A 21909-nucleotide genomic window follows, 5' to 3' on the forward strand; every position below is an offset into this window, starting at 1 on the left:
CTAGCGCTGCCCGGCGCGGGCGGCGACCGCCCGGCCCAGATCCGTGGTGGTGCCCCGTCCGTGCAGGTCGGGGGTGAGCGGGGCCTCGTCGGGGCCCGCCGCGAGGACGTCTTCGATCGCGCCCAGCAGGTGGGCGCCGGCGTCGGGGTGGCCCAGGTGGTCGAGCATCATCGAGGCGCACCAGATCTGCCCGATCGGGTTGGCGACGCCGCGGCCGGCGATGTCGGGCGCGGAGCCGTGCACCGGCTCGAAGAGGCTCGGGTAGCCGCGGTCGGGGTTGATGTTCGCGCTCGGGGCGATGCCGATCGTGCCGGTGCAGGCGGGGCCCAGGTCGGACAGGATGTCGCCGAACAGGTTGCTGGCCACCACGACGTCGTACCGGTCGGGGTGCAGGACGAAGTCGGCCGCCAGCGCGTCGATGTGCCGCTTGTCCCAGGCGACCCCGGGGAAGCCCTTCGCCATCTCCTCGACCCGTTCGTCCCAGTACGGCATCGAGATCGAGATGCCGTTGCTCTTGGTCGCCGAGGTGAGGTGCCGGGCCGGTCGCCGTTCGGCCAGCTCGAAGGCGTAGCGGAGCACGCGGTCGACGCCCACGCGGGTCATCACCGTCTCCTGCAGCACGGTCTCGCGCTCGGTGCCCTCGAAGATCCGGCCGCCGACGCTGGAGTATTCGCCTTCGGTGTTCTCCCGGACGACGACGAAGTCGACGTCACCCGGTTCGCGGCCGGCCAGGGGGCTGCGCACGCCCGGCATCAGGCGGCAGGGGCGCAGGTTGACGTACTGGTCGAAGGTGCGCCGGAACTGCAGCAGGCTGCCCCACAACGACACGTGGTCGGGCACCACCTCGGGCCACCCGACGGCGCCGAAGAAGATCGCGTCATAGGAGCCGAGGGTCTCCTGCCAGCCGGGCGGCAGCATCGTGCCGTGCCGCTGCCAGTAGGCGGCGCTGGCGAAGCCGAAGTGGTCGAAGCGCAGGTCGAGGCCGAACACCCCGGCGGTCGCCTCCAGGGCTCGCAGCCCTTCGGGCACCACCTCCGTGCCGATCCCGTCGCCGGGGATCACGGCGATCTTGTACGCCGTCATCGCCCGCCCCCGCGCAGCGCGTCGAGCCCGCCCTGGGCGTCGTCGATGACCAGCCGTTCGGCGGTCGCCGGGTCGCGCTGCCGCAGGGCGCGCACCAGCGCGCGGTGCCCGGCGTAGCGGTCGAGCCCGAAGCGCTCGTCCTCGGCGATCTTCTCCAGGCGCAGCGCCCGGCGTTCGGGCTGGGAGAAGACCCGGGACTGTTCGAGGAGCCGGATCAGCACCGGGTTGGCCGCGCAGGCGTTCACCGCGTCGTTGAACTCCTCCATGCGGTCGAGCAGCGCGGTGAGGTGGCGCTCGACGTTCTCGCCGTTGCGGTGCCGGTTGACGATGACGATCAGCAGGTCGTCGGCGGCGTCGAGGATCGCGTCGAGCGCGTCGAGCTGTTCGGGGGTGGCGTTGCGGGCCGCGAACCTGGCCACCAGGCCCCGCAGCCCTATCTCGACCTCGGCCAGGTCGTCGACGGCGCGCTCGGCGATGTCGGCCACCACGACCGTGCGGGGGCCGGTGCGCTCGATGAGCCCCTCGTGTTCGAGCCGCACCAGCGCCTCGCGCACCGGGGTCGGGCTGACCGTGAGCCGCTCGGCCAGGCCGCGCTCGGTCACCTTCTGGCCCGGCCGGAGCGAGCGGGAGCCGATCTCCTCGCGGAGGGCCTGGTAGACGGCGTCGGCACGCGTGACCATCATGCCGATCATGATAACAGCGGCAATGGCATCTTCGGATGCTATCCGTTGACATTTTTGCCATGGCAAATATGGTGACTCCTGTCACAGCGAGGAGGACGCCATGGCGAGCACGACCCAGGGCACCGGGAGGATCACGTTCTACGTGGCCCTGGCGGTGTTCGCCCAGGAGTCGACCTGGAACTTCTACGACAACCGCGTGCCCGAACTGCTGCGCGACCACATCGCCAGCGCGGCCGTGATCGGCCTGCTCATGGGCATGGACAACCTGCTGGGCATCTTCATCCAGCCGTATATGGGCAACCGGTCGGACAACACCCGCACCGCCTGGGGCCGCCGGATCCCGTACCTCGCGGTCATGATGCCGCTGGGCGCCGCGCTGTTCCTGCTCATCCCGCTGGCCGGATCGCTGGGCCCGCTGATCGTGGTCATCTTCCTGTACGCGCTGGTGATGAACAGCTTCAAACCGGTCAGCGAATCGCTCATGCCCGACTTCATCGGCCCCGCGCGCCGCAGCCGGGCCAACGCCGTCGTGAAGATCGCCTCGGCGCTCACCACCGTCGTCGCCGCGCTGGTCAGCCTGCTGCTGGTCGACGACCACCCGGAACTCGCCTTCGCCGTGCCCGCCGGGCTCATGCTGGTGGCCGCCGCCGTCCTGGTCAGGGGGGTGCGCGACAACCGCTCCCCGGCCTACCAGGCCGCCCTCGCGGAGGACGCGGCCGGACCGCGCCCCGAAGACGCCAAGGTCAGGACGCGGACCGTCGTCGCCGACCTGGTGCTCGCCACCGACCGGAGCCGGCTGCTGCTGATCGTTGCCGTGTTCGTCTTCGGGGGAGCGTGGTTCGCCTCACGGTCGCTGATGACCCCCTACGGCGTGGAGGTGCTCCGCCTGTCCGACGGCGAGGCGGGCGGGCTGACGCTGCCGAGCGGCGTCGTCTTCATCCTGGCCGCCTTCCCCGCCGCGCTGCTGGCCGAGCGGTTCGGCCGGCTGCGGGTGATGGCCGCCGGGATCGCGCTCTTCTGCCTGGGCCTGCTGCTCGGAGCCGCCGTCCCGACCCCGGCGGTCACCGTCGTGGCGCTGTGCCTGGGCACGGCCGGCGCCGCCGCGTTCATCGTCAACGCGGTCGTCGTGCTGTGGAACCTGGCGCCGTCGAGCCGGGTGCTGGGGACGTACACGGGCCTGTACACGGTCGGCTGGGCCGGCGGCGGATTCGCCGGGCCGGCGGTGGTCGGCCTGGCGGTCGACCTGACCGGATGGCGGCTGATGCTCCTGCACATCGCGGTCCTGGCCGCCGTCGCCGTCGTGCTGGTTCTCCGCGTCGACCGGCTGCGGGCCGCCCGATGAGCGCCATCGTCCTCGTCACGACCGACTACCTGGCGCCCGGCGACGAGGTCGACGACCTCTTGCGAGCGGCCGGTCTCATCACCCGGCACCACCCGCTGCGCGGCGCCCGCGAGCCGGGGGAACTGGTCGCCATCCTGGCGGGCTGCGCGGGCGCGCTGATCGCCAACGAGCCGATGACGGCCGAGGTGTTCGCCCAGGTTCCGGAGCTCCGCGCGGTGGTGCGCACGGGTGTGGGCTACGACTCCGTGGACGTCGCGGCGGCGACCCGCGCCGGCGTCTCGGTGAGCAACCTGCCCGGCGTGAACGCCAACGCGGTGGCGGAGTACACGATGGCCCTGATCCTGGCCCAGGCCCGCCGGCTGGTGCCGGTCGCGGCCGGCGTCCAGGCCGGCGGATGGCCGCGTGACGACGGTTCCGAACTGCGCGGGAAGACCCTCGGCCTGCTCGGATACGGCGCGGCGGCGCGGGCCGTGGCGCCACTGGCCCGTGCCTTCGGGCTGTCGGTGCTCTGTACGACCGGCGTGCCCGCCGACCTGCGCGGCGACGCCCTCGTGCGGTTCGTGGACCTGCCGGAGCTGCTGGCCGCTTCGGACTTCCTCTCGTTGCACACCGCGCTCACCCCGGAGACCCGGCACCTGATCGACGCCGCCGCGCTGGCCCTGATGAAGCCGACGGCGCACCTGATCAACACCGCCCGGGGCGCGATCGTGGACGAGACGGCCCTGGCCGCCGCCGTGCGCGCGGGACGGCTCGCCGGGGCGGCCCTCGACGTGACCGGCGTCGAGCCGCTTCCGGCCGGCAGCCCCCTGCGGGACGTCCCCGGCATCACCGTCTACTCCCACCTGGCGGGCCAGACTGCGGAGGCCCGCCGGGCCGCCGGTCTCGACGGCGCCCGCGAACTGATCGCCGCGCTGCGGGGACGTCCACGATCCTCGCTCAACGCCCACCTGCCAGACGAGATGAGGATGACGTGATCAGGATCCTGGTGCCCAGCGGAATGCTCGGCGCGGGCTTCCCGCCGGAGACCGTCGACCGGGGCCTCGCCCTCGGGGCCGACGTGATCGCCGTCGACGGAGGGTCGACCGACTCCGGGCCGTACTACCTGGGCTCGGGCACGGCGAAGACGAGCGCCGCGGCCGTCGCCCGCGACCTGCGCCTCCTGCTGCGCGCCGCGGCCGGGGCGGGCATTCCGCTGATCGTGGGCTCGTGCGGGACGAGCGGCACCGACTCCGGCGTCGACTGGGTGTCCGGGATCGTCGAGACGATCCTGCGGGAGGAGAACCTCACCCTGCGCGTCGCCCGCATCTACAGCGAGCAGACCGCCGCGGTCCTGAAGGAGCGGCTCGGCGAGGGACGCGTCCACCCGCTTCCTCCGATGGGCGACCTGGACGCCGCCACGCTCGACGAGTGCACCCACATCGTCGGCATGATGGGCCACGAGCCCATCGCGGCGGCCCTCGCCGCCGGGGCCGACGTCGTGCTCGCCGGCCGGGCCACCGACACCGCCGTCGCCGCCGCCTACCCGCTGATGAAGGGCATGCCGCCGGGGCCGACGTGGCATGCGTCCAAGATCATCGAATGCGGCGGGCAGTGCACGACCAACCCGCGCGCGGGCGGCGTGCTCGCCACCATCGACGACGACGGCTTCGTCATCGAGCCGCTCGACCCCGCCGCCGCGTGCACGACGACGTCGGTGGCGGCGCACATGCTCTACGAGACGGTCAACCCGTTCGAGATGCGCGAACCGGCGGGGACACTGGTCGTGACCGACGCCGTCTACACGGCGCTCGACGACCGGCGGGTGCGCGTCGAAGGCTCCCGCTTCGAGGTCGCCGACCAGTACACGGTGAAGCTCGAGGGCGCCCGCGTGACCGGCTACGAGACGATGTCCTTCACCGCCATCCGCGACCCGCACATCCTCGCCAGGATCGAGGAGTGGGTCGCGCTGATGCACGAGGTCCTCGCCGGCCGGGTGTCGCAGACCCTGGGCCTCGACCCCTCCGGCTACGCCGTGGACATCCGGCCGTACGGATACAACGCCGTGCTGGGGAGCATCGATCCGGCGTCCGGACCGCCTCGGGAGGTCGGCGTGATGATGCTGGTCAACGCGCCCGACCAGGCCACCGCCACGGCCATCGCCAAGATCGCCAATCCGTTGATGCTGCACCTCCCGACCTCGGACATGGACTACCTGCCGAGCCTGGCCTTCGCCACCTCCCCGGCCGAGACCGAGCGCGGGGCCGCCTACGAGTTCACGCTCAACCACGTCGTGGACGTGGACGAGCCCACCGCCCTGTTCCGCATCGAGATCGAGGGAGCCCCCCGTTGAGCAGCAGGCCCACGCTGGGCGAACTGGCCCTGGAGGTGCGGTCGAAGAACGCCGGGCCGTTCTGGGTGACGATGGAACTGTTCATGCGGACGGGGGAGGACTACACGACCGTCGCGGACGAGGACTTCATCAACGAGCAGGTCGTCGCCGGCCTGTACGGGGTCGACCCGGCGACCGTCCAGATCTTCCGCATCCCGGCCCTCAACGTGGTGAAGATCTCCTTCCCCCGGCCGGTGGCCCAGGGGAGCGTGCGCGACCGGGACATCCACGCGGGGCAGCACCACGTGCCGCTGGCGGCGCTGGTCCCCCCGTGAAGTAACATCGTGGCCCGCCGGCGGACCACGAAGGGCGAAAGGCCCTGCGGACGCGAAGTACGCCGAGCTCATGGACGCCGGCCTCCCGGACCAGCTCTGCCTCACCTGGGTCCAGGAGCCCGACGGCTACCAGGGATCCAGGAGCGAGGTCCTGGAGTCCCTGTCGGCCCGGGGGCGGGCCTTCAACGTCTTCTGGAACCTGGCCATGGACAGCGCCGTCGGCGTGGTCCAGACCGAGTTCGACCTCGCCGAGGTGGACGAGCGGACGGGCGCCGACCCCTCGGCGCTCGACCCGCTCCTGGCGGAGCTGGGCGTGCGCGACGAGCTGAGCCTGCCCCCCGCTGCCCGACGCGATCGTCCCGCCCGCCTACCTCAACCCCCGGGCGCCCTTCCTGGACGAGCCGGGGTTCGCCCGCATCCTCGCCGATCCCTCACCCGCGATGGCGCCGGCCGTCAACCGCACAATCGCGACCACCGTCGTCGCGATCGCCGGAATCGACGACTAGGCGGCGTAGGTGGCGACGTGTGCAGGTCCGCTTGTAGATCAGGTGACCCCCGTTGACGTCCGTCACCAGGCGATTGGGGAGGATCCGGGCGTCCAGCGCGAGCTTGAAGCGCAGGCTCGCCGTATCCGGGAACGCACGAGGACCACCGACGGCCAGCCGGAACCACGGCGAGACGTCGTAGGTTGATCAATCCGCTGTCCACGCGACCCGACCGCCTGGCGTGGCGAGCAGCATGTTGAGCGTCGCCGGTTCACCAGGATTGACGAGCTGGCCGAAAATCGTGGCGCTCCCGCTGGGCTGGCCTTTCTTCTCGACGAACCACGTCTTCCCGATCATGATGGTCCGGCCGGGCGACAGGACCTTCGGATAGCGGTCGGGCACCTGCCCGAAGAACTCCGCGCTGATGTCGGAGGCGGCGACACGAACTTCTCGGTGGTCTCGCCGACGATCGAGGTGGTGTCGACGAACCAGAGAGCGCGGATGCCTCGAAACGGAAGAATGACGGGGATGGCGGCAGCCCGGTTTTTACCCGGGAGGTCTCCATTGTGAAATCAGAACCGCAGGCGGGTGAAGAACGAGAGGCCCGCCCTATGTGCCGGCTTCAGGATGAGACTCGTCTCCAGTTCGACCATCCGGTGCAGGCGATTGTTGCAGAGTAGCTGGAATGAAGCGCTTCGTCGTCCCCTGAGGGCCGCCGACGGCGGGAGGCCGAAGTCGCTTAGGAGATCTGCCGCGACCGCGTCCGTTGTTTCGACCGCATAGCTGGCGCCTGGCGGAAGCTTCGTCCGGCTGTAAATTACATGCTCCGCCACGAAGAAACAGCATGATGAGCCGGATTCCGGTGACCGAGTGGTCAATACCGTCTTCGCTTCGGTCCGTTTGCAAATTTATCCTCAGGCGATCGAATGACCCGTCCCTGTAGGAGAAGCATGCAAAAAATCACTTGGCTCCGCCGGCTCGGCCTCGTCTCAGCTGTTGTGGCGGCCGGCCTGGCGACCACGCCCGTGGCCGCACACGCTGACGGCTATGACACTCCCCGCAGCGCCACTGCCGTCGGGGCGGGCAGCACCTACGCGGCCGGGTTCGCGGCGGCCGAACAGCGGGCCCGGGCGGCCGTCCTCGCGGTCGGCCATGACTGCGCCCCTGGCACCTATCACACCCTCTTGACCTATGCCTCCCCGGGCGGCGGCACATGGGTCTTCCAGTCCACTCACCACGCGATGTGCGCCGACTGATCAAGCTCGGCCTCTGCCGGGCAGTGGGCCCGCACTGCCCGCAGGGGAGGCCGATCCGAAGCCGTGCTCGCCTGTCTTGAACCTCCGGTGCGAGCAAGGCCGACCTCCCTCGTCTCAGGTCACGGTGGACATGCACGCTCGCCACGCGGTTCTTGGTGCGGGATGGGCGGCTTCACCCGACCTCGTGCAGGCGAGGGAACGACGCATGTGCGGGCATCGCGCCCGATTTACACGCCTTCCCGTTCATGGTGGAGTTCGCCGCTGACCGTGACACGACGAGCGTCCGAAGGCTTTTGACTGAAGTAGGGCACCGCCGAGGTTCGAGCCCAAGTAGTTATCGGCCGACAGACGCGTCCTGTCCCCGGCCACCTCACGGGTAGGCGTGCTGGACCCGGCTCCCGGTTCTGGCATCTGCCTGAGTTTGAACTGTACGAAACCGTTTCGTACAGTTTGAACATGTCGATGGACCCCCCGCCCCGTTCCCGCATGAAGCCCGAGCGTCTCGCCGAACTGTTCGAGGCCGTCCGCGCGTTGCTGCTGGACGTCGGCTACGAACGGCTCACCTTCGATGCCGTGGCGGTCCGGGCCCGAACGAGCAAGGCGACGCTGTACCGCCATTGGAAGGGAAACAAGGCCGACCTGGTCATGGCCGCCCTCACCCAGCACCGTCCGGCGCTGCCCGACCACGCCGGGGCGGCTTCACTCGACGAGGTGTTCGCCCAGATGGCCGGCGCCGACGGCATGCCGACCGGCGACCTGCGCATGGGACTCATGCTGCTGCACGCGGCAGCAGCCGACCCCGACTTCGGCGCCGCCCTGCGCAAGGAGATCATCGCGCCGCTGGTGAACGCGCTGGCCGCGGTATTCGAAACCGCAGCCGACCGTGGCGAGATCGTGCGCGACTCGCCGCTGTTCCGGCGGCTGGCCCACGTGATCCTCACCGACCTCGCCTTCTCTCCCCTGATCAGCGGCGGGGAGGAGAACGCGGCGTCTCGACAGGAACTGTTCCGGACGATCATCCGGCCGGCGCTCACCTTCACCGATCGCCGCGACGAATAGAGCTATCCGAGCCACCCCGAGACAGAAGGTTGCCATGAAGATTCTTGTGTACGGTGCCGGGATCGTCGGCAGCCTGTTCGCCGTCCGCCTGCACGAGGCCGGGCACGACGTCTCGCTCCTGGCCCGGGGCGAGCGCCTGGCCTCCCTGCGCCGCCACGGCGTGCAACTCGCCGAAGCCGGCAGCCCGGCCGTCAGGCGGATACCGGTGCCGGCGATCGACCGCCCGGCCGGCGGATACGACCTGGTCACCGTCCTCGTACGCACCCATCAGGTCGACTCGGTGCTGGCCTCACTCGCCGGCCTCGACGGTGACGTGCTGTTCCTGCACAACTGGGCGGCCGGGGCGCAACCGCTGGGCGCCGTGATCGGCCACGAGCGGGTCCTCCTGGGCTTCCCCAACGCCGCCGGCACCATGGACCGCGACGTGGTCCGCTACCGCGCGGCCAATGCCGTGACCCGCCGGGTCGCCATGCCGATCGGCGAACCCGACGGCCGTACCACCCCCCGCCTGAAACGGATCGTGAAGGCCTTCCGCGCCGCCGGAATCAACGCCAAGGCCACACCGCAGATGGACGCCTGGCTCAGAACGCACGCCGCGTTCACGGTGCCCCTCGGGCAGACAGTGCAGGCGGCGGGCGGCCCGGCCGCGCTGGCCGACGACAAGGACGCGGTCCGTGGCATGCTCCACCTCATGCGGCAGAACCTGGCAGCCCTGCCGACCCCACCGGTCCCACGCGGCTTCGACGCGTTGCGCACGCTGCCGGAAGGGCTGCTCGTGGCGGTGTTGCGGCGTTTCCTGCGGAGCCCGACGGCCGTCTACAGCGGACTCAGCAACACCTCGCCCGCCGAGAGGGCCGAACTCGAGCGGCTGGCCGAACAGCTGCGGGCCTACGCGAGGGGCCGGTAGGCGACAGGCAGCCGCCGGTACTGTGGATCGGCGCCGAATGAACCGCCGTGAAACGCCGCAAGGCCAAGCGCGGCGTTCAGATTGCGGCACGGCCGGTGAGCGGCGAAGACGCCGCGGTCTCTTGGCGGCCGAGATGGCGACGGAAGTAGTCGGCGCATCCGAATGCTTACCCGTTGTGAATGTTGACAAGGGGGAGCGACATTTGCGACGGATGAAGTCAGTGCGCAAATGATCTTGCGGTGCGTTGATCTGTGACGTAATGTCCGCTTTGAAGATCACTCGATCGCGACATTTAGGACAGCAGGCCGGGAACCTCCCTGCCCTCTTCTGCTTCGGAGACCGCTCTTCATGCCTTCACGGCACCTGACGGTTCCGAGCATCGACGAGGTCTGAACCAATTCGACTGGATGTCCGCACAGGCAAACAGAGAGCTCATAAGCGGTCACATATGAAACGTGAGCGTCAGCGGTGGTTCCACTTCCGTCACAACTGGCAGGACACCGAGCGCATCGGCAACGTGGTAGTGCAGCACTGCCTGACCTGTCTCAAAAGCCGGGTCCGCATCCGGTGATCAGCGCACGATTCGCCCCAGCCTGTTCAACGGGACCCGGCGCGGTCACCCGCAGGGCCGTGCACGATCAGTGCGAGCAACGCCCGGCTCCACGCCCGCTGATCACGCGACGGTTGCCGTGACTTCAGTGGTTCGTCTCCGTCTTCGTATCAGCGCCTGTGCCGTGGACACCCGCGAGTTGATCGCAAAGCGTCACTGGCGGGAGGCGGTCGGTCTCCAAAGGTCCCGGCGCAAACGGTGAAGCCCCAGACGGTATAGAGGGGGTGCTCCGGACGTGAGCGGCCGTGGTGCGGTGCCCTCGCAGACTGCGAACACGTCCTGGGGCTCTCGGTGTTGGGATTGAGGTCGAGATGAATGCCCGCATGGTGCGTCGTCATGCCGGGCGGACGCGGATCGAGCCCTTACTGCCGGATCCGGTGATCAGGGCGGTCTTGCCGGTGAGATCAGTCATTTCGTCTGTCACTTCTCTGTGTGGTTGCTGGTCGCCGCGGATGGTCAGGCGGTGAACCCGCCGGTGACGATGAACCCGCCGTCGCCGCGCTCGATCATTTCCGGTACGACGGTGTGGGCGATCTCGACCGGGGTGAGCAGGAACAGGTTGACCAGCGGCGCCAGTCTCGCGGAGTCCAGCTCTCGGGCGGGGATGAAGGAGGTGCCTCCCGGCAGCGGCTGGTAGGAGACGACGTCGATGCGGCCGAAGCGGTCGCGGATGGCCTCAACGGTCGGGCGGGCGATGGCCGGGTCGGACAGGTCGGCCGGGAACGCCGCGGCCTCGATGCCTTCCGCGGCGAGTTCGTCCACCGTTGCTTGAAGGCGTTCGGCTCGGCGGGCGACCAGCGCGACGCGGAATCCCTCCTTGCCGAAGCGGCGGGCGAGTGCGGTCCCGAGACCGGATCCGGCACCGAAGATGGCGAGAACCTGGGACTTGGTGTTACCTCACTGAAAAACGGGGTCATCGACGGGAAAGGGCCGATGGGGCGAACTCCGGGCGCCCGGTGGAAGCCACGTGGACCGATCACCCGGGAGGGCATGAGGTGGTGGCCAGGTTCTCCCCGGTTCGTGCTCGCGGTGCTGGGTGTGGTTCTGACCGCAGGGCTGGCCTGGGTGCTGGAACACTTCGACGAGGCGGGCACCCTGGCCGGCAAGGATCGGGCGGCGGCGCTGGATGCCGTGCGGGGCGGGCGCCGGCGATCGCCACCGGGCTTCTCGTGCTGGTGGCGGTGTACTACACCGCGCGCAACGCCGACACCACGCGCCGGACCTTCCGGCTGGGTGAGCAGGGTCATGTCACCGACCGCTACACCAAGGCGATCGAGCAACTCGGCTCCGACAAGCTCGACATCCGCCTGGGCGGCATCTACGCACTGGAACGCATCGCCCGCGACTCGGCCCGCGATCATCCCACGGTCATGGAGGTCTGGCGGCCTTCGTCCGGGAGCACTCCCGAGACGTCGAAACCAACGACGAAGGGAAGGCGAAACCCCGCAGGCCCGGACTGAGGACCGACCTGCAGGCCGCACTCACCGTGATCGGCCGGCGGGCCGTCGCCCATGACACGGCGAGCATTGACCTCGCTGGCGCGGACCTCCTCGGCGCGAACCTCACCAGCGCCCCTCAGCGGCCTGGGCGACCACCTCGGCCAGCGCCCGGTCATGCTCGCGCGGTACATACGCCGGAAGCGCTGCCAGAGCAGCCGGCGCGACCGGACCCGCCGTGCCGGTGCGGCGGGCGGGGGCAGCGACAAGGCGGGCCTGGTCTCCGCTGTGCCACGGTCACCTGGTGATGAGCGTGGCTGACGCAACGAGAGCCGCAGTTGGGCCAGGTGCAGTCGTTGCGTCGGCAGCGTTGTACGGCGCCCAGGCGGGCTCACGGAGGGCAGGGCAGTGTTCGGGAGTCGGATGGTTCGCGATGTCGATCATGCGGTCGAGAGCGTCGCGTGCGGCAGCAAGGTCGGCCATGGCGGCGGTGATGCGGTTGCGCTCCGATGCCAGCAGCTCGAAGGCCTTGGGGGAGGCGTGCCCGGTATCGACGCAGGGCAGCAGCTGCAGGATGGTCCGGCTGGGCAGGCCGGCGGTGAAGAACTGCTGGATCAGCCGGACACGTTCGACGGCTGACTCGGGGTAGGTTCGCTGGCCGCTGGGGGTGCGTTCCGAGGTGAGCAGACCCTGCTCTTCGTAGTACCGGAGAGCTCTGGTGCTGACCCCCGCCTGGTGTGCGAGCTCGCCTATCCGCATCTGTGTCCTCTTCTGCTTCCGGCTTCGCGGTTCTCGACTTGCCTTTGACGTCAATGTGAGGTTTTAGGGTAGCCGATGCCGGGCCGGATGCGGCTCGCCGAACCCGAGAGACCTACGCAGGAAGCAAGGAACCCATGAACGTCACCGACCAGATCGCCCTCGTCACCGGAGCCAACCGCGGTATCGGCCGTCAGTTCGTGCTCGAACTGCTCGAGCGCGGGGCGAGCAAGGTCTACGCGACGGCTCGCCGCCCCGAGAGCCTCGACTTCGACGACACCCGGGTGGTGCCGCTACGACTCGACATTGTCGACCACGAGTCCGTCATCGCGGCAGCGGCGACCGCGCGGGATGTGACCCTCCTCGTCAACAACGCCGGCATCGCGACCGGTGCCGTCCTCGTCACGGGTGACCTGAAAGAGGTCCACCGCGAGATGGACACGCACTTCTGGGGCACGCTCGACGTGATCCGCGAGTTCAGCCCCGTCCTCGCAGCCAACGGCGGAGGTGCAATCGTGAACGTCCTGTCGGCGCTGTCGTGGTTCGCCGGCCCGGGCACCGGCGCGTACTCCGCTGCCAAGGCCGCGGAGTGGAACATGACGAACGGCGTTCGTCTCGAGCTCGCGGCTCAGGGCACGCTCGTCCAAGGCGTCCTCCTCGGCGCCGCCGACACGGACATCATGGCCGGATACGACGGACCCAAGATCGATCCCCGGGACGTGCCGCGCCGCTCGCTCGACGGCCTGGCCGCCGGCTCGATCGAGGTGATCGTCGATGACTGGACCGCAATGGTGAAGGCATCGCTCGTCGGTGACCCCGCCGCGTTCTACGCAAAGATCACCGAGTTGCTTGGTGCGAGCTGAGCAGCTGGGAGCGGAGGGCCGACACGACCTCCTGATGGCCAACCCGGTGGACAAGATCGACACCGTCAAGGTGCCCAAGACCCTCCCCGGGCCGCCGACGCCGCCCACCATCGTTGGGAGAGCTACTGCGCCGCCGCCGGGGTCGACATCGACATCCACCAACTGCGCCACGCCCACGCCACCGAATTCATCAACACCGGGGTGTCCCGTCGAGGCCGTCCGCCGCCGCGACCGGGCGGCACGGTAACTCACACATCTCACCGCAACTCATTGATCAACCATTGGCGGCTGATGACACGTGGGTTGACGGCACCCCTACTTCTGCCGCACCCCGAACAGCCACGAGCCCGACCACATGCCCGCGGCCTACCGGCGCACCCTCCAGCACACTGACGGGGAGACGAAGGCCAAGGAGGACGCCAAGCAGCGCAGCCGGGCCCAGAAGCTGCGCAACGAGGCGGTGATCCGGCTGGCCATGCACGTGGCCTGCTCGCCCGGCCTGACCCCGGCGCAAGCCGCGCCCCTGATGGCCGTCACGGTGGTCAACCGCACCTGCGACGCCTCCACCATGAAGACCGCCGTCCGGTGGCTGCGCGAAAACGGCCCGCACAACGACGACCCGTTCATCGGCGACACGAAAGACGACCAGGACGCTTACACCTACGCCCGCAAGGTCAACCAGTCGGAAGATGAGAAACTCGCCCTGCGGCTCGCGCTGACCATGACCGTCGCCGCCCAGGAGCAGCACCTCCGCTTCAGCAACAACGGCTGGGACTACAAGGTGGTCGCCTACTACGAACGCCTGATGACCGAGGTCGGCTACGAGCCCACCCTGTGGGAGCAGGAGACGCTGGACTACACGCGCCAGCAACTGGACGCCAAGGAGAGGCTGGCCTGCCTCACGTGCGGATGCTCCCACCAGCGGCGCCCATCCAGTCACTGGAACTGCGGCGTCGTGCAGACGGATCCGGCCAACCGCGAATGGACCTACAGGTGCAACACCGACTGCTCAGCGGATAAGGCCCGCGACATGGCGGACGACGTCGACGAGGACCTCGATGAGGACGCGGAAGCCGACCTCGCGCAGTTCGGCACCGGAGAAATCTTTACCCGTGAATCGGTTGCGGGTCCGCAGGAGCCGGTCGTCGAGGGCTGTAGTGGCGGGCTCTCGCCAGGTCGACAGGGGTGGGATGGTGACCAGCACGCTCTATAAGGTGGAGATCCGCATGCGCATCCTGACCGTGCCTGAGATGAATTCCTCTTGTGCTGCCCGCACATGAGCGAAGTGACCAATCAATCGAGCGAAGCGAGATCAGTCCGAGCGAAGCGAGGCCTGTTCAGGGTGCGCGAGGGGCGGAGCCCTTCGCCAGGAGCGCGGCGACCCGGAGCGACAGCGACGCCGGGACCGCGAAGCGGGCCAGGGGGAGCGTGAGGGGGCGAAGCCCTCTGACATCGGGGGGTTCGGGGGGTCGTCCCCCCGGATAAACGAAGGAGACCCGCGAAAGGCGCCAAAGGCGCCGCCCACGGGTCTCCGAAGGTGGACGATACAGGGATTGAACCTGTGACCTCTTCCGTGTCAGGGAAGCGCTCTCCCGCTGAGCTAATCGTCCAAGCGATGTTCCGAGCGGAAGACGGGATTCGAACCCGCGACCCTCACCTTGGCAAGGTGATGCTCTACCCCTGAGCCACTTCCGCGTGTGCTCCCCGGTTCCCCGGGCTCACGCAGAGAACACTAGCGAATCTTCGCCCGACCCCCAAATCGATAGACGGGGTAAGGAGCTAACATGCTCCACGATAGTTACATCCTGAGGGAGCACCATGAGTGAAGCCGTGCGGATCGGAGACCTGACCTTCGAGGACGTCGTCCACGTAGCCCGCCGAGGCGGCCAGGTCACCCTGACAGAAGACGCGATAGCCGAGATGTCAGCCTCACGAGGCCGCATCGAGGAACTGGCAGAGGGAGACACCCCGGCCTACGGCGTCTCGACAGGCTTCGGCGCCCTGGCGACGAGGCACATCGACCCCGAACTCCGCGCCCAGCTCCAGCGCAGCCTGATCCGCTCGCACGCCGCCGGCAACGGCCCCGAGGTCGAGACCGAGGTGGTCAGAGCCCTCATGCTGCTCAGGCTCCGCACCCTCGCCACCGGCCACACCGGAGTCCGCCCCGAGACGGCCAAAGTCCTCAGAGACCTCCTCAACGCCAAGATCACCCCGGTCGTCCTCGAATACGGCTCGCTGGGCTGCTCCGGCGATCTCGCCCCGCTCTCCCACGTCGCCCTCACGATCATGGGCGAAGGCCAGGTCAGAGACGGAAACGGCGTCCTGCGGCCGACAGGGGAAGCCCTCAAGGAAGCAGGCATCGAGCCGATCGAGCTCGCCGCCAAAGAGGGCCTCGCGCTCATCAACGGCACCGACGGCATGCTCGGCATGCTCATCCTCGCCCTCGCCGACCTCCGCAACCTGCTCAAGACCGCAGACATCTCCGCCGCGATGTCCGTCGAGGCGCTGCTGGGCACCGACGCCGTCTTCGCCGACGACCTGCAGAAGCTCCGACCCCACCCGGGCCAGCGGGCCTCCGCCGCCAACCTCCGGGCACTGCTCAAGGATTCGGGCATCATGGCGTCGCACCGCGACGGCTCCTGCACCCGCGTCCAGGACGCCTACTCGCTCCGCTGCGCCCCCCAGGTCGCCGGCGCCGCGCGGGACACCGCCGACCATGCCGCGCTCGTCGCCGGCAGGGAGCTCCAGTCGGCCATCGACAACCCGGTCGTCCTGCACGACGGCCGGGTCGAGTCGAACGGGAACTTCCACGGCGCGCCCGTCGGCTACGTCCTCGACTTCCTCGCCATCGCGGTGGCCGACGTCGCGTCGATGGCCGAGCGGCGGACCGACCGGATGCTCGACGTCGCGCGCAGCCACGGCCTGCCCGCGTTCCTCGCGCACGACCCGGGGGTCGACTCGGGGCACATGATCGCCCAGTACACCCAGGCGGCCATCGTCTCCGAGCTCAAGCGGCTGGCCGTGCCGGCGAGCGTCGACTCGATCCCGTCGTCGGCGATGCAGGAGGACCACGTCTCCATGGGCTGGTCGGCCGCGCGGAAGCTGCGCACGGCGATCGACGGGCTCACCCGGGTGCTCGCCATCGAGACGCTCACGGCCGCCCGCGCGCTCGACCTGCGGGCGCCGCACCGGCCCGCGCCGGGGACCGGCGCGGCGCTGGCGCTGCTGCGGGAGTCGGTGGCCGGGCCCGGTCCCGACCGGTTCCTCGCGCCCGAGATCGAGTCGGTCGTGCGCCTGGTCGCCTCGGGCGCGCTGGTCGAGGCGGTGGAGAAGGTCACAGGCGAACTCGCCTAGTCACGGCCCCGCCGCTCACGGCGAAAAGGCGCTCACCGGCCGCTTCCGGCCAGGTCGGCGACGAGTTCCACCTCGACCACGAGGCCCGGCATGAACAGCCGCGACACCTCGACGGTCGTGCTGGCGGGCGGGGGAGACGGCATGTACCGCTGCCGCACCGCCGCGTGGTCGAGCAAGCCGTCCATGTCGGTGAGGAAGGTCCGGATGTGGACGACGTCCTCGAAGGTGCCCCCTTGATCTTCGAGGATGAGCCGGAGGTGTTCGTACACGACCTCGGACTGCCGGGTCATGTCGCCGGGCCCGACGACCTCGCCGGAGGCGTCGACGGCGACCTGGCCCGAGACGAACAGCAGGTCGCCGGTCCGGGCCGCGTGGGAGTAGCGCCCGTTCGTGGCCGGGACGGTGGCCGGGTTCAGTTTCACGGCAGTTCCAGCAGGGCGGGCACGATGCCCGTGACGTCGGCCTCGCCGTGTCCGGCGGCGGCGGCCTGGGCGAAGCGGTCGCGGGCGGCGGCGGTCAGGGTCTGCACCTCGCCGGGGCCCTCGGTCGCGAGGGTCAGGTCTTTGGCCGCGAGGGCCAGCTTGAACCGGGTCTCGGGCACGCCGTTCTCCACCACCGGGCGCAGCCGTTCGCCGGCCGTGCCGAGCAGGGTCGCGTCGAGCAGGTCGAAGTAGTCGTCGGCCGACAGGCCGAGCCGCCGCACGTAGGCGAGGTTCTCGGCCAGCAGCACCTGCACCGACAACTGTCCCGCCATCACGGCCAGCTTCATCTTCGCGCCGGAGCCCGGTCCGCCGTAGTGGTGGACGGTTCCGAACACCCCGAGCACGTCTCTGACCTGGTCGACGTCGGCGGCGTCCCCACCCGCGATCACGCGCAGCTTGCCCTCGGTGGCGGGGCCGACCGTGCCGAGCACGGGCGCGTCGACCAGCCGGACGTCGTCGGGCAACTGGGCGCGCACCTCGGCCACGGCGTCGGGTCCGATGGTGGACATCTCCACCCAGATCGTCCCGGCCGACAGGCCCGGCTTGGCCGCCTCGACGACCTCCGCCACGGCGGCGGGGTTCGACAGCATCGAGATGACGATCGGCGCCCCCGACACCGCCTCGGCGGGCGAGCCGGCCACGGCGGCGCCGTCGAGCTCCTTGCGCGTGCGGTTCCACACGGTCACCTTCTGGCCCGCGGCGACGAGGCGGCGGGCCATGGGGGAACCCATGTTCCCCAATCCCAGAAAAGCGATCACATTTCGACCCTAGCCCTGCTCAAGGCATTCCACCAGCGCGTACATTTCATGGAAGGCATGCGGTCACGGAATGCCAAAAAGGAGTTCTGGTGTTCGACACCGACGCCCTGCGCCTGATCGACGCGGTGGCCCGGCTGGGGTCCTTCACGGCGGCGGCCGTGGAGCTGCAGTACACGCAGTCGGCCGTGTCCCGGCGCGTCGCGGCGCTGGAGTCGCGCGCGGGCGGGCCGCTCTTCGAGCGGCTGCCCCGGGGGGTCCGCCTCACTCCCGCCGGCGCGACCCTCCACCGGCACACCCGTGAGGTGCTCGAACGCCTTCAGCGGGCCGAGGAGGAACTGGCCGCCGTCCACCTGGGGACCGGCGGGCGGCTGCGCGTGGGCGCCTTCGCGACGGCGAACGCCGCGCTGGTCCCGGCGGCGCTGAAGGACTACCGCGCCGCCTTCCCCGACGTCGACACCACCCTCATCGAGGGGATGACCGGCCACCTGGTCGAGCGGCTCGACCAGGGCGCCATCGACGTGGCCGTGGTCAGCGACTACCCGGCCGGGCTCGACGCGCCGCCCTCGATCGCCCTTCAGCCGCTGCTGGAGGAGGAGTTCCTCGTCGGCCTGCCCGCGGGCCACCGGCTCACCGGCCGGGCCGAGATCGACCTGCGCGACCTGCGCGACGACAACTGGATCGAGGGCGCCCGCCCGGGTCAGGGCCTCATGCTGGCCGCCGTGTGCGCCGCCGCCGGGTTCACCCCGAGGGTCGGCATGCGGGTGGGGGAGTGGACGGCCAAGCTCGGCTTCGTCGCGGCCGGGCTGGGCGTGACGCTCGTCCCGGCCCTCGCCACCCAGGGCATGCGGCCCGACCTGGTGCTGCGCCCGATCGCCGCGAACGCCCCGCGCCGGACCGTGTTCGCGGCGCTGCCGCGCGTGGCGCTGCCCGCAGCGCGGGAGCTGACGCGAGTGCTCGCGGAGGCCGCTGGGAGAATGGCCGGATGCACGACGCCTTCGCCCACGTCGCGGGCCGTCTGGCCACCGGCCTGAGCGACGTCGCCACCGACTTGGCCGCCCTCGACGAGGGCGGCTGGTGGGCGGTCGTGGTGGAGTTCGAGGGCAAGGTCACCCTGGCCCGTTTCGACGACGTCCGCCCCGCCCCGCTGCCCGCTCCCAGCGGCCCCTGGATCGGCCCGCGCCGCTCCGAGTGGCGCTCCTCGCTCGACCGGGCCGGCTACGAGGCGGGGGTCCGGGCCATCCGCGACCACATCGAGCGGGGCGAGGTCTACCAGGCCAACCTGTGCCGGGTGCTGTCTGCGCCGCTCACCCACCGGAGCGATCCGCTGGCGCTGGCCGCGCTGCTGGCCGAGGGGAACCCGGCGCCCCACTCGGCGGTCATCCACGTGCCGGGGCTGACCGTGGTGTCGGCCTCGCCGGAGCTCTACCTGGGGCGCAGCGGCCCGGTGATCACCTCGCGGCCGATCAAGGGGACCGGGGAGACGTACGACGACCTGCTGGAGAAGGACTACGCCGAGAACGTGATGATCGTCGATCTGGTCCGCAACGACCTCGGGATCGTCGCCGACGTCGGCTCCGTGACGGTTCCCGAGCTGCTGGCCGTGGAGGAGCATCCGGGGCTGGTGCACCTCGTGTCGACCGTCCAGGCGACCACCCGGAGGTCGTGGCCGGAAATCTTTGCCGCGACGTTCCCGCCCGGTTCCGTCACGGGTGCGCCGAAATCGTCCGCGCTGAGCATCATCAATGCGCTCGAACCAGCGCCGCGGGGGCCATACTGTGGGGCGGTGGGCTGGGTCGACGCCGATCGGCGCGAGGCCGCCCTGGCGGTGGGCATCCGCACCTTCTGGATCACCGGTGAGGAGATCCGCTTCGGCACCGGTGCCGGCATCACATGGGGCTCCGACCCCGGGCACGAATGGCGCGAGACGGAGCTGAAGGCGTCCCGGCTCATCGCGCTCGCATCCCGCTCAGACGAAGGGTAGAAGGCTCACATGGCGGTTCCCATCTGGGTCAACGGCGACCTGATCGCTCCCGAGAAGGCGGTCGTGTCCGTCTTCGACCACGGGCTCATGGTCGGCGACGGCGTCTTCGAGACGATCAAGGTGACGAACGGTGAGGTCTTCGCCCTCACCCGCCACCTCGACCGCCTGGCCCTGTCGGCCAAGCGCATGGACCTCCCCGAACCCGACACCGCCGCCATCGCCGACGGCGTCCGCGCGACGGTCGCCGCCGCGCCGAAGTGGCCGCTGGGCCGCATCCGCGTCACCTACACGAGCGGTCCGGGCCCGCTGGGCAGCGACCGGGGTTCCGAGGGCACCAACACGATCATCATCGTCGGCGAGCAGAAGCCGTTCCCGGTCACCGCCGACGTGGTCGTCGTCCCGTGGCCCCGCAACGAGCGGGGCGCGCTGACCGGCGTGAAGTCGACCTCCTACGGCGACAACGCCAAGGCCCTGGCCTACGCGAAGGAGCGCGGCGGCGGCGAGGCGATCTTCGAGAACCTGGCCGGCAACCTCTGCGAGGGCACCGGCAGCAACATCTTCATCGTCACCGGGGGCCGCCTGGTCACCCCGACCCTCTCGTCGGGCTGCCTGGCCGGCGTCACCCGCGCCCTGGCCCTGGAGTGGTACCCCGACGCCGTCGAGGAAGACGTCCCGCTGGCGGCCCTCTACGACGCCGAAGAGGCCTTCCTGACCTCGACGACCCGCGACATCCAGCCGATCGGCCTCGTCGACGGCAAGGCCCTGCCGGTCGGCCCCGGCCCGGTCACCCGCGCGGCGATGGAGGCCTTCGCGGCCCGCTCGGCCGACGACCTCGACCCGTGAGACGTGCCGTCTTAGCGGCCATCGCCCTGACGGCGGTGGCCGCCTGCACCCCCGGCGCGGACGACCCGCGCCCGGTGGTGGCGGGTTCGGGCCCGCCGGTGGTCCTGCCCGGCGCCCCCGGCGAGAGCGGCACCGTCGCGACCCCCGGCCAGACCCTCGGCACCTACGCGCCCGACGTGTCCGCGGCCGACGTGCGCTTCGCCGAAGGCATGATCGGCCACCACCGGCAGGCCCTGGAGATGACCGGCCTGGTCGCCGACCGCGCCGCGAACGAGCAGGTGAAGGCCCTGGCCGGCCGCATCACGGCGGCCCAGCAGCCCGAGATCGGCGTCCTGGGTGGCTGGCTGAACCGCCTGGGCCGCGAGATCCCCGCTGGTCACGCCCACACCACCGGCTACGGCATGGCCTCGCCGGCGGAGATGAACGACCTGCGGGCGGCGCGCGGGGAGGCCTTCGACCGGCTGTTCCTGACGCTGATGATCCGCCACCACGAAGGGGCGGTGACGATGGCGGGGGAGCAGCTGAAGGGCGGCCGCGACCAGCTGATGCGGACGCTGGCGCTCGACATCGTGACGGGCCAGCAGATCGAGATCGGCCGCATGCGCTCGATGCTGGCGGGCTAGGGCTCGTCGGTGGTCGTCCGCAGCAATGGCGGGATCAGCAGAGTCGCCGGCCCCCGCGTGTAGAGGGCTGCCGGACGTCCCACGTCGGGGAATCGCCGCTCACCCGTCGGCACGATGAATCCCGCGGTGTTCGTCACCTTGCGGCGGAAGTTGCTCGGGTCGAGTCTCTGACCCCACACGGCCTCATAGACATGCCGAAGGTCGGCGACGGTGAAGGGTTCCTTGCAGAAGGTGGCCGCCGCGGTCGTGTGCTCCAGGCGCGCCCGCGCCGATTCGAGACAGTCACGCAGGATCTCCTCGTGGTCGAAGGCCAGCTCTGTGGCCAATGCCTGCTCGACCGGTATCCATCGCGCGGCCGCCGCGTCGGTCCCCGCGACCGGGAGCGGCAGCTCCGGGCCGAGCGCGAGGTAGGCGATCGTGATGACCCGTCCACGAGGGTCCCGCCCGGGCTCGCTGTAGGCCCGAAGCTGCTCGAGGGTGATGTCACCGGCCAGCAGACCGGTCTCCTCGGCGAGTTCCCGGTACGCCGCGCCCTCGAGGGTCTCGCCGTCGCGAACGAATCCACCCGGGAGCGCGGGGCGGCCCAGGTATGGCGGGTTGCCCCGGTCTATCAGCAGGACGTGCAGCTCGCCTGAGCGAACGGTAAGGATCACCAGATCGGCGGTCACCCGGATGGACGGCCGGGGCAGGCGGGTCACGGTCATCGCCACACAGTACAGGTAATGGTCAACTTGACCCAAAGTAG

At 70.2% G+C, this 21909-nt stretch carries 24 protein-coding genes and 2 tRNA genes; 16 read left to right on the forward strand and 10 right to left on the reverse strand.

All coding sequences use genetic code 11. From position 1 onward, the window contains the following. Together FDA94_RS26385 and FDA94_RS26390 are read right to left on the reverse strand one after the other, a co-directional pair. Window positions 1-1083 (reverse strand): tartrate dehydrogenase, encoded by a 1083-nt coding sequence (locus tag FDA94_RS26385; protein WP_137249773.1) that lies wholly within the window; start codon window positions 1081-1083, stop codon window positions 1-3. Then, on the reverse strand, window positions 1080-1766 hold the full coding sequence (locus FDA94_RS26390) for a GntR family transcriptional regulator (RefSeq protein WP_212735525.1): 687 nt from the start codon (window positions 1764-1766) through the stop codon (window positions 1080-1082). The genes FDA94_RS26385 and FDA94_RS26390 overlap by 4 nt, the downstream gene beginning before the upstream one ends. 100 nt (window positions 1767-1866) lie before the next feature. Here FDA94_RS26390 and FDA94_RS26395 point away from each other — a divergent pair, with 100 nt between their 5' ends. The 4 genes from FDA94_RS26395 to FDA94_RS26410 are packed head-to-tail and all read left to right on the forward strand — an operon-like array spanning window position 1867 to window position 5751. Then, window positions 1867-3108, forward strand: coding sequence for an MFS transporter (locus FDA94_RS26395; RefSeq protein ID WP_137249774.1), 1242 nt, complete (start codon window positions 1867-1869; stop codon window positions 3106-3108). Further along, on the forward strand, window positions 3105-4082 hold the full coding sequence (locus FDA94_RS26400; RefSeq protein WP_137249775.1) for an NAD(P)-dependent oxidoreductase: 978 nt from the start codon (window positions 3105-3107) through the stop codon (window positions 4080-4082). The genes FDA94_RS26395 and FDA94_RS26400 overlap by 4 nt, the downstream gene beginning before the upstream one ends. Further along, complete coding sequence (locus FDA94_RS26405) at window positions 4079-5437, forward strand: acyclic terpene utilization AtuA family protein (protein WP_212735526.1); 1359 nt, start codon at window positions 4079-4081, stop codon at window positions 5435-5437. The genes FDA94_RS26400 and FDA94_RS26405 overlap by 4 nt, the downstream gene beginning before the upstream one ends. Then, window positions 5434-5751 carry a DUF4387 domain-containing protein gene (locus FDA94_RS26410; RefSeq protein ID WP_212735527.1) on the forward strand — a complete coding sequence of 106 codons (318 nt, stop codon included), beginning with the start codon at window positions 5434-5436 and terminating at the stop codon, window positions 5749-5751. Before FDA94_RS26405 ends, FDA94_RS26410 begins: the two co-directional genes overlap by 4 nt. A gap of 692 nt (window positions 5752-6443) precedes the next feature. On the opposite strand, the gene FDA94_RS26415 is transcribed toward FDA94_RS26410, so the two are convergent. Then, complete coding sequence (locus FDA94_RS26415) at window positions 6444-6638, reverse strand: hypothetical protein (protein ID WP_137249776.1); 195 nt, start codon at window positions 6636-6638, stop codon at window positions 6444-6446. A 548-nt stretch (window positions 6639-7186) separates the two neighbouring features. Here FDA94_RS26415 and FDA94_RS26420 point away from each other — a divergent pair. The 4 genes from FDA94_RS26420 (at window position 7187) to FDA94_RS41185 (ending at window position 10029) form a co-directional block, all read left to right on the forward strand. After that, the gene (locus tag FDA94_RS26420; RefSeq protein ID WP_137249777.1) at window positions 7187-7492 is read left to right on the forward strand and encodes a hypothetical protein; all 306 of its coding nucleotides are present in this window, start codon (window positions 7187-7189) and stop codon (window positions 7490-7492) included. Window positions 7493-7948: 456 nt separating this feature from the next. Beyond that, window positions 7949-8551, forward strand: coding sequence for a TetR/AcrR family transcriptional regulator (locus FDA94_RS26425; protein ID WP_137249778.1), 603 nt, complete (start codon window positions 7949-7951; stop codon window positions 8549-8551). A 34-nt stretch (window positions 8552-8585) separates the two neighbouring features. Continuing rightward, entirely contained in the window at window positions 8586-9458 is an 873-nt protein-coding gene (locus FDA94_RS26430; protein ID WP_137249779.1) for a ketopantoate reductase family protein, read from the forward strand. Window positions 9459-9906: 448 nt separating this feature from the next. After that, window positions 9907-10029, forward strand: a complete 123-nt coding sequence (locus FDA94_RS41185; RefSeq protein WP_281286628.1) for a hypothetical protein — start codon at window positions 9907-9909, stop codon at window positions 10027-10029. A 495-nt stretch (window positions 10030-10524) separates the two neighbouring features. Here the strand turns inward: FDA94_RS41185 and FDA94_RS26435 are convergent, their stop codons facing one another. Then, window positions 10525-10938: an SDR family NAD(P)-dependent oxidoreductase gene (locus FDA94_RS26435; RefSeq protein ID WP_137249780.1), complete on the reverse strand. Its 414-nt coding sequence runs from the start codon at window positions 10936-10938 to the stop codon at window positions 10525-10527. Window positions 10939-11237: 299 nt separating this feature from the next. On the opposite strand from FDA94_RS26435, the gene FDA94_RS26440 reads away from it, so the two are divergent. Beyond that, window positions 11238-11528, forward strand: coding sequence for a hypothetical protein (locus FDA94_RS26440; protein ID WP_137249781.1), 291 nt, complete (start codon window positions 11238-11240; stop codon window positions 11526-11528). Window positions 11529-11801: 273 nt separating this feature from the next. Here FDA94_RS26440 and FDA94_RS26445 read toward each other — a convergent pair whose 3' ends face one another. Then, window positions 11802-12263 (reverse strand): MerR family transcriptional regulator, encoded by a 462-nt coding sequence (locus FDA94_RS26445; protein WP_137249782.1) that lies wholly within the window; start codon window positions 12261-12263, stop codon window positions 11802-11804. Window positions 12264-12397: 134 nt separating this feature from the next. Between FDA94_RS26445 and FDA94_RS26450 the strand changes: the two genes are divergently transcribed. Next, entirely contained in the window at window positions 12398-13123 is a 726-nt protein-coding gene (locus FDA94_RS26450; protein WP_137249783.1) for an SDR family oxidoreductase, read from the forward strand. Between the two features lie 355 nt (window positions 13124-13478). After that, window positions 13479-14336 (forward strand): hypothetical protein, encoded by an 858-nt coding sequence (locus FDA94_RS26460; RefSeq protein ID WP_137249784.1) that lies wholly within the window; start codon window positions 13479-13481, stop codon window positions 14334-14336. 325 nt (window positions 14337-14661) lie between these two features. Here the strand turns inward: FDA94_RS26460 and FDA94_RS26465 are convergent. Both FDA94_RS26465 and FDA94_RS26470 read right to left on the reverse strand, forming a co-directional pair. Then, window positions 14662-14733 (reverse strand) — tRNA-Val (locus FDA94_RS26465). A 13-nt stretch (window positions 14734-14746) separates the two neighbouring features. Further along, window positions 14747-14818, reverse strand: a tRNA-Gly gene (locus FDA94_RS26470). 123 nt (window positions 14819-14941) lie between these two features. Here FDA94_RS26470 and hutH point away from each other — a divergent pair. Beyond that, a complete protein-coding gene (hutH, locus tag FDA94_RS26475; RefSeq protein WP_137249785.1) occupies window positions 14942-16477 on the forward strand; it encodes a histidine ammonia-lyase in 1536 nt (511 codons plus the stop codon). Window positions 16478-16509: 32 nt separating this feature from the next. Here the strand turns inward: hutH and FDA94_RS40670 are convergent, their stop codons facing one another. Both FDA94_RS40670 and FDA94_RS26485 read right to left on the reverse strand, forming a co-directional pair. Further along, window positions 16510-16899, reverse strand: a complete 390-nt coding sequence (locus FDA94_RS40670; RefSeq protein WP_137249786.1) for a RidA family protein — start codon at window positions 16897-16899, stop codon at window positions 16510-16512. Continuing rightward, on the reverse strand, window positions 16896-17690 hold the full coding sequence (locus FDA94_RS26485; RefSeq protein ID WP_137249787.1) for an NAD(P)-dependent oxidoreductase: 795 nt from the start codon (window positions 17688-17690) through the stop codon (window positions 16896-16898). The genes FDA94_RS40670 and FDA94_RS26485 overlap by 4 nt, the downstream gene beginning before the upstream one ends. A gap of 116 nt (window positions 17691-17806) precedes the next feature. On the opposite strand from FDA94_RS26485, the gene FDA94_RS26490 reads away from it, so the two are divergent. The 4 genes from FDA94_RS26490 to FDA94_RS26505 are packed head-to-tail and all read left to right on the forward strand — an operon-like array spanning window position 17807 to window position 21164. After that, window positions 17807-18748, forward strand: coding sequence for a LysR family transcriptional regulator (locus FDA94_RS26490; RefSeq protein WP_137249788.1), 942 nt, complete (start codon window positions 17807-17809; stop codon window positions 18746-18748). Then, the gene (locus FDA94_RS26495; RefSeq protein ID WP_137249789.1) at window positions 18700-19698 is read left to right on the forward strand and encodes a chorismate-binding protein; all 999 of its coding nucleotides are present in this window, start codon (window positions 18700-18702) and stop codon (window positions 19696-19698) included. The genes FDA94_RS26490 and FDA94_RS26495 overlap by 49 nt, the downstream gene beginning before the upstream one ends. 9 nt (window positions 19699-19707) lie before the next feature. After that, the gene (locus FDA94_RS26500; protein WP_137249790.1) at window positions 19708-20541 is read left to right on the forward strand and encodes an aminotransferase class IV; all 834 of its coding nucleotides are present in this window, start codon (window positions 19708-19710) and stop codon (window positions 20539-20541) included. Then, on the forward strand, window positions 20538-21164 hold the full coding sequence (locus tag FDA94_RS26505; RefSeq protein WP_137249791.1) for a DUF305 domain-containing protein: 627 nt from the start codon (window positions 20538-20540) through the stop codon (window positions 21162-21164). Before FDA94_RS26500 ends, FDA94_RS26505 begins: the two co-directional genes overlap by 4 nt. Here FDA94_RS26505 and FDA94_RS26510 read toward each other — a convergent pair. After that, window positions 21161-21868 (reverse strand): NUDIX hydrolase, encoded by a 708-nt coding sequence (locus tag FDA94_RS26510; protein ID WP_137249792.1) that lies wholly within the window; start codon window positions 21866-21868, stop codon window positions 21161-21163. The two genes, FDA94_RS26505 and FDA94_RS26510, sit on opposite strands and share 4 nt — an antisense overlap. Between the last annotated feature and the right edge of the window lie 41 nt (window positions 21869-21909).

The organism is Herbidospora galbida (genome assembly GCF_005233835.1).
Taxonomy (GTDB): domain Bacteria; phylum Actinomycetota; class Actinomycetes; order Streptosporangiales; family Streptosporangiaceae; genus Herbidospora; species Herbidospora galbida.